We start from the raw sequence: 13,739 nt of genomic DNA, 5'->3' as shown, positions 1-13,739 counted from the left end.
ACGCGCGATGCAGACAAATGCGGGACATGAATGTCACGTACATACTAAGCGCAGTGCGAAATCAAACACAAGAATTTCATGACTCGATCCGTGTCTTATGCATATGAAAGAAGTTGTAAGCCAAGTACATCTGATGAATCATCACGACATCGTCGAACTGCGCATTGCGCTACAGTAACGGGTAGTCCGGATAGGGCAGACGAATGAATGAAAGGGAGAGAGCACGCGTATGGACAAGGCCGAATTCGATAGCTTTGCAGACGAATATCTCGCGTTGCATACAAAAAATATTTCAGCATCCGGAGAAGGTCCGGCGTTCTTTGCCGAGTACAAGATTCGCGATATCGCCGAGGAAATGGAACGCCGCAACGCCGTGCCCGCGCGCATGCTGGACTTCGGCGCGGGCGTGGGCACGTCGGTGCCGTGGGTGCGCCAGTATCTGCCTGCCGCGCAGCTGACGTGTGCGGACGTATCGGAGCGGTCTCTGGAGCTTGCGAAGAGCCGTTTCGCGGATGACGCACGCTTCGTGCATTTCGACGGGCGCACGCTTCCGTTCGAGCCCGGCGAATTCGACCTCGCCTATGCGATGTGTGTGTTTCATCACATCGATCATGCCGAGCATGTGAGTCTGCTGCGTGAATTGCATCGCGTGGTCGGGGCGCGCGGCACGCTCGTGATATTCGAGCACAACCCTTATAATCCGCTGACCGTACGCGCGGTCAATACCTGTGAATTCGATGTCAATGCCAGGCTCATCACCGCGTCCAGGATGCAGCGCGCATGCCGTGATGCCGGTTTTACCGATGTTCAGGTGCGCTACCGTATCTTTTTCCCGCACGCACTCGCCGCGTTGCGTCCGCTGGAAAAATATCTGACTCACGTGCCGCTTGGTGCGCAATATGCCGTGTACGCAACCGGTGCCTGATTCCGTGTTGCCGGCATCCCCACGCTCACCACTCTGACTTCTCATCAATGATTGCGAATGCAACTTCCAGTCGCAATGTCCGCTTGCAGTTCCTGAAGTATCTGCTGGTTGGAGGCGTGAACACCGTGCTCGCGGGCGCCATCATCCTGGGCGTGCAGGCAGCGGGCGCACGGCCGGTGATCGCGAACATGATCGGTTACGGCGTGGGTGTCGCGATCAGTTTCGCGCTCAACAGCAAGTTCACGTTCCAGACTGCCGCCACGCGTCACGCGGCACTCCGCTTCCTCGTCGTGGTGCTCGTTTCGTATCTCGCGAATCTCGGCGTGGTCCTGCTCGTCCTGCACATCACGCATGCGCCCTACTTTGCACAGTTGAGCGGCATTCCGGTGTATGTCATCGTGGGATTCATCGGCAACAAATATTGGGCGTTGCGCGAAGGGCCCGCGCCTCAGTAGCCGCGCCCGCTATTTGTCCGCTTGCAGCACGCAAACCTCCTGGCATGCTGCGCAGAACGCTGCGCCATCATGTCGGACTCACCGGCTTCTTCCAGCTTGCGCCTCGCATGATCGCTCGTGGTGTCGAGTAGACGACACTGCACACTGTCGCTGCGCACTTCGGCTGAGAGCATCGATTTCGTGACGAGACTCGCCACGGCCTCCACGATGCCGGCCGAGGTCACCCTTCGTCCGATAACCGGATTAACGGCCTTTCAAATCAGTATTAGATTTGCTTAAGCTGCCGCGTTAATTTCACTTTTCCGGCTCATGACATTAGTATCAGCTCACTATGTACCGCACAGATTCTTTTGTCGATTCAGATGACAAGGGTGTCGTTGCGATGAGCCCCTTCGCCAAGGCAGCCATATCCCGCCTTTTGATGACAGCGAGAAAAGCCATGAAGAATTCATTTCTAAGGAAGTTGTGTGCACTGCTGTTCGTTCTGGCGACGCTCGCTCCACCGGTCTCCGCCTGGTCGAAAACGGTCGTGATTGGTGGGAAGAATTTCACCGAGCAGCAATTGATGGCGGAACTCACCGCGCAATTGCTCGAAGCAAAGGGCTTTTCCGTCGACAAGAAAGTCGGCATGGGAAGCATGGTGCTGCGTCAGGCTCAGGAGAATGGGCAAATCGATGTGTACTGGGAATACGTCGGCACTGCGCTGAACAACTACGACAAATTCACCGACAAGCTCAGCGCGCAGGACATGTACCGCAAGGTCAGCGAACTCGACGCGCCGAAGGGTCTCGTCTGGCTCGCTCCATCGAAGGTCGACAACGTCTATGCGTTCGCGATGAATCAGGACGAGGCGAAGAAACTGGGTATCGCGTCGATCAGCGATCTCGCCAAGGTAGTGCGCGGTGGCCAGTCGATGATCTTCGCCTGCAACTCGGAGTTCTACGGCCGCGCGGATGGACTGCGTCCGCTCGAAAAGACCTATGACTTCAGCTTCGGTCCCAGCGAGATCATGCGGATGGATTCGGGCCTCACGTATCAGGCGCTGAAGGACCGGCAAGTCAACGTCGCGCTCGTGTTCACGACAGACGGCCGCATTCCCGCGTTCAATTTTGTGGTGTTGAAGGACGACAAGGGGTTCATCCAGCCGAACACACTCGCGCCGGTGGTGCGCAAGGCAACGCTCGATGCCAACCCGACGCTCGCGCCCACGTTGGACGCACTGGCCGCCCGGCTCGACACGCCCACCATGATTCGCCTCAATGCCAGCGTCGATCTCGAGAAGAAATCGCTGCAAGACGTGGCTCGCGCCTTCCTCCAGCAATCCGGACTGCTCTGATCACATGGCTGGCGCCGCACATTCCATGAAAGCATCCACGACTGGCTTCATTCACGAACTGACTTTCGATGATCTGCCCGACGACGTCGTGGAGCAGGGCAAGCTATGCCTGCTCGATCTGTTCGGCGTCGCGATGATGGGGCGGCGCACGGACTTCTCGCGGATCGCCAGCGATCATGCCGTTGAGTTCTTCGCAGCGGGCAGACTGCGGTCGCGTCTGCTGTTCGACGGACGCCACGCGAGTCCCATCGGCGCGGGACTGGCCGGGGCGATGACGATCGACAGCTGCGACGGCCACGACGGGCACGCGGAGACCAAGGGCCATGTCGGCGTGACCGTGATAGCGGCGCTGCTCGCGCTGGCCGATCTGCAACGCGACATGAGCGGCCGCGAATTCCTGACCTGTCTCGCGCTGGGTTACGAGGTCGGCACACGGGCCGGCATCGCGCTGCATGCGAGCGCGTGCGACTACCACACGTCGGGCGCCTGGAACGCGCTGGCGGCGGCGGCGCTGGCGGCGCGGCGGCTCGGGCTCGATGCGAACCAGACGCGCGAAGCGCTCGGCATCGCGGAATATCATGGTCCGCGCAGCCAGATGATGCGCTGCGTCGATCATCCGACCATGGTGCGCGACGGATCGGGCTGGGGCTGCATGGCGGGTCTGAGCGCGGGCTTCCTGGCGCAGCAGGGCTTCACCGGCGCGCCCGCCATTACGGTCGAGCAGGAAGCGTCGCGCGCATACTGGAACGATCTCGGCGAGCGCTGGCGCATCATGGAGCAATACTTCAAGCCGCAGCCGGTGTGCCGCTGGGCGCACCCGGCCATCGACGCGGCGCAGCGGCTCAGGCAGGATTACAGCTTCACAATCGGCGAGATACGCGCCGTGCGCATTCAGACGTTCCACAACGCGATCCGTCTCGATCATCCCGAACCCAGGACCACCGAAGTGTCGCAATACAGCTTGCCGTTTCCGGTGGCGGTCGCGCTGAAACACGGCGCCGTTACCCTCGACGCGCTTCAGGGCGCAGGACTCGAAGATCCCGAGGTGCTGCGCGTCAGCCGTCTGATTCGCGCGGAAGAGCATCCTGGATTCAATGCGCAGTTCCCGCAGCGGCGTTACGCGAGCGTGACGGTCGAGCTGAACGACGGGCGGCGATTCGATTCAGGTCCGACGCAGGCGCTCGGCGATCCCGATCTGCCGTTCGGCGCCGCAGCGTTGCGCGACAAGTTCCGGCGCTTTGCCGAAACGGCCTGTGACACTCAACACGCACGCGCGCTGGAGTCGCGGGTCGATAACCTCGCGGACAGTGGCGAGACCGTGGCGCCGCTGCTCGGACTGGTGCTCGACACGATTCGCGTCATGCCCGTCGAACGATGAGAAACCGGCCACGTTCTTCCGAATTCCGGAGATAACCCGTGAGCGATTCATCGCGACTCGATATCCGTGCCTTGCGCGTCTTCGACGCCGTCGCGTCGAGCGGAAGCATCTCCGCGGCGGCAAGCGCGCTGGGCGTCACGCAGTCCGCCGTTTCGCAGGCGGTCGGGCAGATCGAAGAGATTCTTGGCACGAAGGTGCTCGACCGCAGCCGCCGTCCGGTGCTGCTCACGCCGGCCGGCATCGCGCTGCGGCGGCACGCGCAGACGGTCGTCGAAGAGATGGAGCGGCTGCTTGCGGTGGTCCGTGAAGCGGACCTGACCGGCCGGCCGGAGATCCGCATCGGCATGATCGATTCGTACGCGGCCACCGTGGGCCCGGCGGTGGTCAAGCACACGATTGCACAGGGCAATCAGGTCGTCCTGCGTGCCGGGTTCGCCGACAGTCTCTCGCTTGCGCTGCTGCAACGGCAACTCGATCTGATCGTCACCTCCGATCCCATGGACGATATGGATAACCTCGTGCGGCGGCCGTTGTTCGTGGAGCCGTCGCTGCTCGTCGTGCATGCGGCGCGGCGCGAGCAATACCGTTCAGCCGATCTTCAGACGCTGGCGCGCGAGTTGCCGTTCGTCCGCTTCAGCAAGCGCTCGCACTATGGCGCGGTGACGGAGCGGTATCTGCGGCGCCGTGGCGTGAGCGCCGATCGCCATCTCGAGATCGACGCGGCGGACGTGCTCCTGGCGATGGTCGCGGCCGATCTGGGATGGTCGATCTGTCCGGCCCTCGCGTTGTTGCAGGGGCGGGCGCATTTGCAGGACATCGCGGCCATCCCGGTTGCCGATCCGCCGCTGGTGCGCACGATCTTTCAGGTTTCGCGTGCGGGCGAATACGAAGACACGGCCGAATTTCTCTACCAGACCAGTCGGCGGGTGCTCGAGAAGGGCGTGTTCGCCGAGATCCGGGCGCGGCTTCCTGACGTCGGGGCGAAGCTGCATCTGAGCTAGGGACGATCGGAGAACGAGTAGGCCATCAGCCGCCGCTCACGGCATGTTCAAGCGGCGTCGCGGGCCTGGCCGTGGTTGCCGTAACGCGCAAGCTGCTTGCGCAATGCTTCGATCTGATCGAGCAGATCCAGCGCGAGTGCGACGCCCGGCGCGTTCAGCTCCAGATCGCTCTTCAGGCGTTGCGCGGTGATGGCGCGGCGCAGGCACGTGCCGCTGAACCGCCATTCCTCCACGCGCGCACCCTGCGGCTCGAACGCGCCTTCTTCGACCCATTGGGCGAAATCTTCGTGCGATGCACCCGTGATGCGGCACAGCTCAACCATCGTGAACTCGATGCGTTCCTCGACGATCTCACCGTGCAGATGAGAAGGATCGTTTCCATTCATGAGGGTCACCTGTAGAAATGGGCGCGCGGGTCGAAATCGAGCGCCTTACGCATCTCGGCGTAGGCGGCCTTCCTGGCGTCGGTATCCGCGGGAGGCAGGACGATGCCCAGCATCACGTAGAAATCGCCGGCAGGATTGCCGGGAACGCCTCGACCCTTGAGCCTGAGACGCCGGCCAGCCGACGATCCCGCGGGAACCGTCACGGTCACGTCGCCCGAGGGCGTGGGTACGACGACTTCCGCACCGAGCGCGGCTTCCCAGGGCGCCAGCGGAAGATCGGAGGTCACGTCTCGTCCGTCGATACGATATCGCCTGGGCGTCTCGACGGAGATCTCCAGATACAGGTCGCCGCGCGGCGCGTTGCCCATGCCAAGGCCGCCCTGACTCGCGAGCCGCAGACGCTGCCCGTCGAGAATGCCTTTCGGTATGGCTACGTCGAGCGTGCGCGTCTGATACGTGACGCGTCCTTGATCGTCGATCACGGGCGTCTGCAGGGACAAGGTCCGTTGCGCGCCGTTGTAGATGTCTTCGAGGCTGACGGTGACCTTGGCATGAAGATCTTCGCCCGGCCACTCGGGCGTGTAGGAGCGTGCCGACTGGCGCGCATGCCTCCCGAACAGATCGCTGAAGAAGTCTTCGGCAGCCTGGGCGTCGCCGTCGCCGTCGCCATCGCTGCCATATGCGCCGTTCGCCTCCGGGCGAGGGCGGATTTCCTCGCCGTCCTTGAAGCCGGTGCCGAGTGCGTCGAACGCCGCTCGTTGCTCGGGATCCTTGAGAACCTGATACGCCTCGCCGATCTCCTTGAAACGCGTCTCGGCGTCAGCCTCCTTGCTCAGGTCCGGATGGAACTTGCGCGCGAGCTTTCGATAAGCGGTCTTGATCTCCGCTTCCGTCGCGTTTCGCGGAACGCCCATGAGGGCGTAATAGTCCTTGTATTTCATCGTTTCCCTTATCGTCCGGTCAATCGACTTCGGGTAGATGGCCTGTCGGCTAGGCGTGACAATCGATGGCCTACTATACAAGGAAGCAAGGAAACATGTTTGCGGCTAACCCGCGTTCCGCGCCTGCCGTTCCAGTTGCTCGCGGTGATCCGGATGCGCGATCGCCATCATGCGCGGGATGCGTTGCGAGATCGACAGCCCGCGCAGATCCGCGATGCCGTATTCGGTGACGATCACGCAGGCGTCGCTGCGCGCGATCGTCGTGGGACCGGAGAGTTGCGCGACGATACGGCTGTGCCGGCCCGCCGTCGAGGGCATCGCGACGATCGGCACTCCGTTGCGGCTGGCCTGCGCCGCACGCAGAAAATCACCGACCCCACCGACCGCGCCGACATACGTGCCCGCCGCGACTTCGGCGTTGATCTGTCCAGTCAGGTCCACTTCGACGGCGGAGTTGATGGCGGCGAAGCGATGGATCTGCGCGAGCACGCTGGCATCGTGCGTGTACTCCGTGCCGCGCAGCTCAACCGCCGGATTGCGATGCGCGAAGCGGCGCACCCGTTCCGAACCGATGATGACGCCGCCGATCGTGATGCCCGTATCGATCGTCTTCCGCGCATTCGTGACGACCCCCGCTTCGCACAGGGCCGCGATGCCGTCGCCGATGCTGCCCGTGTGCACGCCGAGATCGCGCCGGTCCGCGAGTTGCGCGAGCACTGCATCGGGAATCGCGCCGATGCCGGTCTGCAAGGTCGCGCCATCTTCAATGAGACTCGCCACATGCCCGCCGATGGCTGTCTCGACCGTCCCCGGCATGGAGGCGGGCGGGTTGGCGAAGACGGCGTCGGACTCCACGAGCAAGTCAAAATCCGCCCGGCGCAGATAAGGTCCGCCATGCGTCCACGGTACATCACGATGCACCTCGCCGATGATCACGCGAGCGCGCTTCAGCGCTCCGACCAGATACTCGCGCGCGAGGCCCAGACTGTAGCGTCCTGATGAATCGGGCGGCGACACCTGCAGCATCACGACGTCGATACGTAACGATCCGCTGCTCATGAGCCCGGGCAGTTGCGAGTAATGCGCCGGGAGAATGTCGAGCAGTCCCGCGCGCGCAAGCGTGCGATTCGCGCCGCTGCCGCAGTAGGCGAGGAAATCGAAGGCATCGGCGTGTTCGGGCGCGAGCACATCCGCGAGACCGATGCCCAGGAAGAGCCGGGTCCGTCCGATGCGATGCCGCTGCGCGACGAGCGCGCGCATCAACGTGATCGGCTCGGCGTGCGATTGCCCCCACATGACGGTATCGCCGGCACGGATCACGGCGGTGAGATCGAGGGTCGCTGGGTCGTGCATGAGGTCATCGTGCGAAGTTGGCTTGAAGTTGCCCGGGTGGGCATGCCAGCGACACGTTAAGTGCTCTCCCGGTCCGATGTCCATGCAGCAAGCACATGCGTTCCGTCCTTTGAAACCCCGTTGAAAAGCGCCTTCCTCGAGCGATCCATGCAAGAATGCACGCACCTCTTCACGATGCTTCAAGACACTGCATGGACGTCCGTCAGCTTCGCTATTTCGTTCACATCGTCGATTACGGAAGTCTAGGCAAGGCTGCGGAAAAGCTGTTCGTCGCGCAACCCTCGCTCAGTCAGCAAATCGCGCGGCTCGAAGAAGAACTCGGCGTGGCGCTCCTGTTGCGCAGCAATCATGGCGTGACGCCGACCGCCGAAGGGGAGGCGCTGTACCGTCATGCGCGAGTCGTGCTGCGGCAGATGGAGCAGTTGCGGCAGGAAGTCACGCAAGGCGGCGTCGCGGCGTCGGGCACCGTGGCCATCGGCTTGCCGACGACGATGGCGTCCGTGCTCGCCGTGCCGTTGTTCGAGCGCGTGCAGGACATGTTTCCCGCGATCCGCCTGCAGTTCTTCGAAAGCATGAGCGGATATCTGAACGAACTGCTGGCGAACGGCCGCCTCGATCTGGCCATTCTGTTCCGCGAATCGGATACGCCCGGCATCGGCAGCGTGCCCGTGTTCGACGAAACGCTGTATCTGCTCGGCGAACCGGGCGGCGATATCGGCGCGCGTTCCGGCACATGTGCGCTCGCGAAACTCGGCGGCGTGAAGCTCGTCGCGCCGGGCGTGTCCAACGGCCTGCGTATGCTGATCGAACGTGTCTTCGCGAGCGAGAAGATCGATCTGAACGTCGTGGCCGATATCGATTCCTTGCCGTCCTTGCTGCTGATCGCGCATTCGGGCCGCGCGTGCACGATACTGCCGGCCTCGGCCGTCGCGCAGCTCGATCCGGCCCGCATGCCGCGCATGCGCAAGATCGTCGAGCCCGTGATCCGCCGGCCCGTGAGCGTTTGCTGGCCCAATAGCATGCCGATGCATGCGGCCACCGTCGCCGTTCGCCGGACCTTGCTGGGTCTCATCGCCGAGCTGGTCGAACGCGAAACGTGGAAGGGCGTGACGCTGCGCGAGATCGACCGCTCAATGTGAGCGGGCCGCATCGCCTTTGCTGATACGTGTCTTCAGGACGTTCACGCGGCGGAACGGTCCGTACAGTGAAAACCCCTATAGGCACCCGCACCCACCCGCTAAGGGTCGATCACACTGGCTGCACGGGATATTCCGGTCAAGAATGGGCCTTTCAAAGCACGGAACACATTCGCAGGGCGATTGACGTGCTGCGCGGGAAATCCTGTAATCGAACGCATCGGGCCGAACCTCCCTGGAGCCAATCATGTCGACGCAGCCGAGCCGGATCGCCACGCCACGACCGGAGATCAACCGCCCGGCCTGGAATGCGGCACTGCTGGACAGCACGCATGCGGGACGCGATGGCGCAAGCCCGGCCATGGTCGTGCCGCTCGCGCGCAGTCTCGCGATACTCGGCGCCTTCACGCCACAGGAGCCGTGGCTCGGCAATCAGGAAATCGTCTTCGAGACCGGCATTCCCGCGCCGACCGTGTCGCGCATGCTGCGCTCGCTGGTCGCGCTCGGCTTCCTGCATTACGCGCCGGCGCAGCGCAAATACCGGCTGGCGGCATCGGTGCTCTCGCTCGGTTATGCCGCCATCGCGCAGTCCAGCGTGCAGCGGCTCGCGCGCCGGAGCATGCAGGCTTTCGCCGATGCGAGCGGCACCTATGTCGTGCTCGCCGCGCGCGACCGTCTCGATGTGATCGTGCTCGAAACCTGCGCGAGCAAACCCGCCACGCTCGATCTCGATCTGCATGCGGGCGCGCGCTTGCGCATCGCATCATCGCCAATGGGCTGGGCGCTGCTCGCCGCGCTGCCGGAACTCGAACGCTTCTATTTGCTGGGCAATGTCGAACGTCGTGCCGGCCGCGACTGGCCGCATTTGCGGCGGCGCATCAGCGAGGGCATTTCGCAGACTCACAATGCGGGCTACTGCACCTCGCTCGGCGAATGGGAACCGGATCTCGCGATCGTCGCCGCGCCGCTGCTGATCCGCGACCAGACGCCGCTCGTGCTGGCATGCATCGGGCCGAGCGCGAAGCTCGGGCGCGCCCGCATCGAGCGCGAACTGGGTCCGCGCCTGGCCGCGATCGCGCAGCACGTGCAGGAGCAGGTCCCTTTCGATGAATGAGGCGAGCATGAACACCGTTGCCGAATCCACGCTTGCCGCGCCCATTACGCTTACGGTCGAACGCGGGCTCGAAGTCCTGCGCGCGTTTCGCGCCGAGCGCGCGCCGCTGTCGAACGCGGAACTCGTGCGCCGCACGGGCTTTCCGAAAGCGACCGTGTCGCGCATCACCGCCACGCTGATCCGCGTAGGCTTCCTGAGGCGCGTGAGCGGCGGACGGCAGTTCGAACTGAGCGCGGGCGCGCTGAGCATCGGGCATGCTTATCTCGAGGCGAATCCCGTTGCGGGCCTCGTCAATCCCTTCCTTCAGAAGCTCGCCGACAAACTCGAACTGTGCGTGGCGCTGGCTGTGCCGGATCATCTGGACATGCTGTATATCGCGTGCAGAACGAGCGCGAAGATCGCGACCCTGCGGCTGGGCGTCGGCACCTTGCTGCCGATGGAAACCACCTCGGTCGGTCGGGCGCATTTGTATGCGCTGCCCGAGACGGAGCGACGCGAGCGTATCGCGGCGATCCTCGCGACGCCGGGAAAGAATGCGGACGTGGTGCGCAGGAACCTCGAGACCGCATTCGACGATCTGCGCACCACCGGCGTCTGCATGGCGGTAGGCGAATTCCAGCGCAACGCGTATGGCATTGCCTTGCCGCTGACGGTGGGCCGCACGCGCACGCTGATGTCGCTCAACTGCGGCGCGGTCGAACTCGAACCGGACATGGCGGCGATCCGCAAGCGCGCGATTCCCGAGTTGCACGCCGCCGGACAACGGCTGACGCAACTGCTCGCCGATGTCGACTGCGAGCCCTGACGCGCGGCACGCATGCTTCCAACGCACGGAACGAGGCGTCCCGCTGCATTGACGCCGCGCGATGCGATCATCACGATGGATTCAACTCATCTGCGAAGAGGAAGAGGGAATCCATGCCAGAGCAATCGAAGTCATACGCGTCGTATTCCACGCTCGCGTTCGATCGTCCCGCGCGCGGGGTCTTGCGCATCACGCTGAATCGGCCGGAGCGTCTCAACGCACTCGATGCCCGCGGTCACGACGAACTCGCGCGCGTCTGGCGCGATGTGGACGAAGATCCCGAAGTCGGCGCCGTGATCCTGTGCGGCGCGGGCCGCGCGTTTTCCGCGGGCGGCGACTTCGACATGGTCGAGGAAATGATCGACTCGTTCGATGCCCGCATGCGCGTCTGGCGTGAAGCGAAGGACCTGGTCTACAACATCATCAACTGCTCGAAGCCGATTGTCTCGGCCATTCACGGCTCGGCAGTCGGCGCGGGACTGGTGGCCGCGCTGCTCGCGGACATCTCGGTGGCGGCCCGAACCGCGAAGCTCGTCGACGGGCACACGCGGCTGGGCGTAGCCGCCGGCGATCATGCGGCCATCATCTGGCCGCTGCTGTGCGGCATGGCGAAGGCGAAATACCACCTCATGCTGTGCGAGCCGGTGAGCGGGGAGAAGGCCGAGCAGATCGGGCTCGTCTCGCTCGCCGTGGACGACGCCGAGCTTCAGGACACGGCGCTGAACGTTGCCACGCGCCTCGTCAACGGTGCGCCTTCCGCCGTGCGGCTCACGAAGTACGCACTCAACAACTGGCTGCGCCAGGCCGGTCCCACGTTCGATGCATCGCTCGCGCTGGAGATGCTGGGCTTCGGCGGCGCGGAAGTGCGCGAGGGTGTCGCGTCGTTTCGCGAAAAGCGTGCGCCTCAATATCCGCTCGACACGCCGGTCTCGCCCGCAAGCGGTGCATGAAGCGAAGGCGCGTGCCGCACGGGCGCGGCACGCTCTCTCTTCTCATTCGATTCGAGCCTCGCCATTGTTCAATACGATGACATCGCGCTCCAGCGATCTCGCCCGAAAGCGCAGCATGGCCCCGTGCCTGTGCCATATCTCGATGCGTATCGTTTCGCCGGGATAAGCGGGCGCGGAGAAGCGCGCGAACAGCATCTTCAGACGCGTGGCATCGTAAGCGCAAACGGCGCGCAGAATCGCATGGCCGGCTATTCCGTACGTCGCCAGCCCGTGCAGCACGGGACGATCGAAGCCCGCGGCGCGTGCGCTCGCCGGGTCGGCATGCAGGGGATTCAGGTCGCCGTTGAGCCGGTACAGCAAGGCACCCTCCGGACGCACCGGCAGATCGCAGACGAGGTCGGCCTGGGTGTCCGGCATCGGAGAGAGCGCGGGCAGGGGCGCATCGCCGGCTTGGCCACGCGCGGAAAAGCCGCCATCGCCGCGACAGAAGTTCAGTTGCTCGACGCGCGCCAGCACTTCACCGTTTGCGGCATCGATGACGTCGCGCGACGTCAGCACTTGTGCACCCTTGCCTTCGCCTTTATCGACGACGGACTGCACGCGCGTACGGCCGATGATCGTGGCTGCGGCGGGCAGCGGCCGCAACAGCGTCACGCGCTGCTCGCCATGCACGACCTTCGCGTAGTCGATGCCGGTCTCCGGATTGCGCATCCACAGGCCGGGAAAGCCGAGCACGGCGGCCATGGTCGGCGCGGCGACGAGTTCGGGGCCGTAGGTGAACTTCAGCGCACGCGTATCCAGCGGCTCGCTGCCGAACGCGACGCTCAGCGCGTAGATCGCGCAGTCACGCTCGGTGTAGGTTTGCCGCACGTCGTCGAACGCCCAGTTCCTGAGCGTGTGATAGTCGATTGCCACGGGTGTCTCCGTCGCGTTACATCGGGTCCCAGCTGAACACGTCGCCGGAGCGATCCATCGGCACGAAGGATGCCTTCAGCGCCGGCATGCCGTGCTCGGCGATGGCTTCGGGCGTCCAGCCATCGCTGCGATGCACGGAGCGCACGGGACGCGGCTGGCTCATCAGGAAGATCTCGTTATTGCGCACGGTGAAGATCTGGCCGTTCACGTCGCGCGCGGCGTCGCTCGCGAGATAGACCGCGAGCGGCGCGATCTTCGCGGGCGTCATCTGCTTGATCTTCTCGACGCGCGCGGCCTGTTCGGGCGTGTCGGTCGGAATCGAGCTGACCATGCGGCTCCATGCGAACGGCGCAATGCAGTTCGAGCGCACGTTGAACTTGCCGAGATCGAGCGCGATGGACTTCGATAACCCCGCGATGCCCATCTTCGCCGCGTTGTAGTTGGCCTGCGCGAGATTGCCGATCAGGCCGGAGGTCGAAGTCATATGCACGAATGCGCCGCTTTCCTGTTCCTTGAAGCGGTTCGCGGCGGCGCGGCTCAGATTGAAGCTGCCGTACAGATGCACCTTGAGCACCGCATCCCATTCGTCATCCGACATCTTGTGAAAGAAGCGGTCGCGCAGGATCCCCGCATTGTTCACGACACAATCGATGCGGCCGAACGCATCGAGCGCCTGTTCGACGATGCGCGCGCCCGCGCCGCTGTCCGCCACGCTGTCGATGTTCGAGACGGCCTCGCCGCCCGCTGCGCGGATCTCTTCGACGACGCGCTCGCCGGGCGAGCTGTCGCGCCCGGTGCCTTCGAGCGATGCGCCGATATCGTTGACCACCACGCGCGCGCCATAACGGGCCATCAGCAATGCGATATCGCGGCCAATGCCGCCGCCCGCCCCCGATACGATCACGACCTTGCCTTCCATAGTGCGCTTCGTCATGTCTGTCTCCGTTGAATCCATGGACGTTCGTCATGACGATGATGCGCGGCGCAAGCGCATGTCAATGCGCTATCGCTTGCCCTTCCGTACATCGAAAGGCAGCTGCATGA

The 13,739-nt window shown here is 63.9% G+C and carries 14 protein-coding genes; 9 read left to right on the top strand and 5 right to left on the bottom strand.

Translation table 11 applies throughout. The features are described from left to right. Window positions 1-229: 229 nt before the first annotated feature. From QCE62_RS11330 to QCE62_RS11310, 5 genes are all read left to right on the top strand, one after another. A complete protein-coding gene (locus QCE62_RS11330) occupies window positions 230-925 on the top strand; it encodes a class I SAM-dependent methyltransferase (RefSeq protein ID WP_309917775.1) in 696 nt (231 codons plus the stop codon). An 83-nt stretch (window positions 926-1,008) separates the two neighbouring features. Further along, window positions 1,009-1,380 carry a GtrA family protein gene (locus QCE62_RS11325; RefSeq protein WP_309917771.1) on the top strand — a complete coding sequence of 124 codons (372 nt, stop codon included), beginning with the start codon at window positions 1,009-1,011 and terminating at the stop codon, window positions 1,378-1,380. A gap of 439 nt (window positions 1,381-1,819) precedes the next feature. Further along, window positions 1,820-2,716: a glycine betaine ABC transporter substrate-binding protein gene (locus tag QCE62_RS11320; RefSeq protein WP_309917769.1), complete on the top strand. Its 897-nt coding sequence runs from the start codon at window positions 1,820-1,822 to the stop codon at window positions 2,714-2,716. 25 nt (window positions 2,717-2,741) lie between these two features. Further along, window positions 2,742-4,094: an MmgE/PrpD family protein gene (locus QCE62_RS11315; RefSeq protein WP_309917766.1), complete on the top strand. Its 1,353-nt coding sequence runs from the start codon at window positions 2,742-2,744 to the stop codon at window positions 4,092-4,094. A 38-nt stretch (window positions 4,095-4,132) separates the two neighbouring features. Further along, window positions 4,133-5,095 carry a LysR family transcriptional regulator gene (locus tag QCE62_RS11310; RefSeq protein WP_309917763.1) on the top strand — a complete coding sequence of 321 codons (963 nt, stop codon included), beginning with the start codon at window positions 4,133-4,135 and terminating at the stop codon, window positions 5,093-5,095. Window positions 5,096-5,142: 47 nt separating this feature from the next. Here the strand turns inward: QCE62_RS11310 and QCE62_RS11305 are convergent, their stop codons facing one another. The 3 genes from QCE62_RS11305 to QCE62_RS11295 all read right to left on the bottom strand — a co-directional run bounded on the left by QCE62_RS11305 (window position 5,143) and on the right by QCE62_RS11295 (window position 7,775). Then, window positions 5,143-5,481, bottom strand: a complete 339-nt coding sequence (locus QCE62_RS11305) for a chaperone modulator CbpM (protein ID WP_309917761.1) — start codon at window positions 5,479-5,481, stop codon at window positions 5,143-5,145. A gap of 5 nt (window positions 5,482-5,486) precedes the next feature. After that, a complete protein-coding gene (locus tag QCE62_RS11300; RefSeq protein ID WP_309917757.1) occupies window positions 5,487-6,422 on the bottom strand; it encodes a DnaJ C-terminal domain-containing protein in 936 nt (311 codons plus the stop codon). 105 nt (window positions 6,423-6,527) lie between these two features. Then, window positions 6,528-7,775, bottom strand: a complete 1,248-nt coding sequence (locus QCE62_RS11295; RefSeq protein ID WP_309917754.1) for an acetyl-CoA hydrolase/transferase C-terminal domain-containing protein — start codon at window positions 7,773-7,775, stop codon at window positions 6,528-6,530. A 191-nt stretch (window positions 7,776-7,966) separates the two neighbouring features. Between QCE62_RS11295 and QCE62_RS11290 the strand changes: the two genes are divergently transcribed. The 4 genes from QCE62_RS11290 (at window position 7,967) to QCE62_RS11275 (ending at window position 11,780) form a co-directional block, all read left to right on the top strand. Then, window positions 7,967-8,914 (top strand): LysR substrate-binding domain-containing protein, encoded by a 948-nt coding sequence (locus QCE62_RS11290; RefSeq protein ID WP_309917751.1) that lies wholly within the window; start codon window positions 7,967-7,969, stop codon window positions 8,912-8,914. Between the two features lie 244 nt (window positions 8,915-9,158). After that, a complete protein-coding gene (locus tag QCE62_RS11285) occupies window positions 9,159-10,025 on the top strand; it encodes a helix-turn-helix domain-containing protein (RefSeq protein ID WP_309917748.1) in 867 nt (288 codons plus the stop codon). A 7-nt stretch (window positions 10,026-10,032) separates the two neighbouring features. Then, complete coding sequence (locus QCE62_RS11280) at window positions 10,033-10,830, top strand: IclR family transcriptional regulator (protein WP_309917746.1); 798 nt, start codon at window positions 10,033-10,035, stop codon at window positions 10,828-10,830. 113 nt (window positions 10,831-10,943) lie between these two features. After that, the gene (locus QCE62_RS11275) at window positions 10,944-11,780 is read left to right on the top strand and encodes an enoyl-CoA hydratase/isomerase family protein (RefSeq protein ID WP_309917743.1); all 837 of its coding nucleotides are present in this window, start codon (window positions 10,944-10,946) and stop codon (window positions 11,778-11,780) included. Window positions 11,781-11,822: 42 nt separating this feature from the next. Here the strand turns inward: QCE62_RS11275 and QCE62_RS11270 are convergent, their stop codons facing one another. Next, window positions 11,823-12,695 carry a MaoC/PaaZ C-terminal domain-containing protein gene (locus QCE62_RS11270; RefSeq protein WP_309917740.1) on the bottom strand — a complete coding sequence of 291 codons (873 nt, stop codon included), beginning with the start codon at window positions 12,693-12,695 and terminating at the stop codon, window positions 11,823-11,825. Between the two features lie 16 nt (window positions 12,696-12,711). Then, window positions 12,712-13,629, bottom strand: a complete 918-nt coding sequence (locus tag QCE62_RS11265) for an SDR family oxidoreductase (RefSeq protein ID WP_309917737.1) — start codon at window positions 13,627-13,629, stop codon at window positions 12,712-12,714. Window positions 13,630-13,739 lie beyond the last annotated feature (110 nt).

Origin of the sequence: Caballeronia sp. LZ033, assembly GCF_031451265.1 — a bacterium.
Lineage (GTDB): Bacteria > Pseudomonadota > Gammaproteobacteria > Burkholderiales > Burkholderiaceae > Caballeronia.
This window is presented reverse-complemented; position numbering and strand designations above follow the sequence as displayed.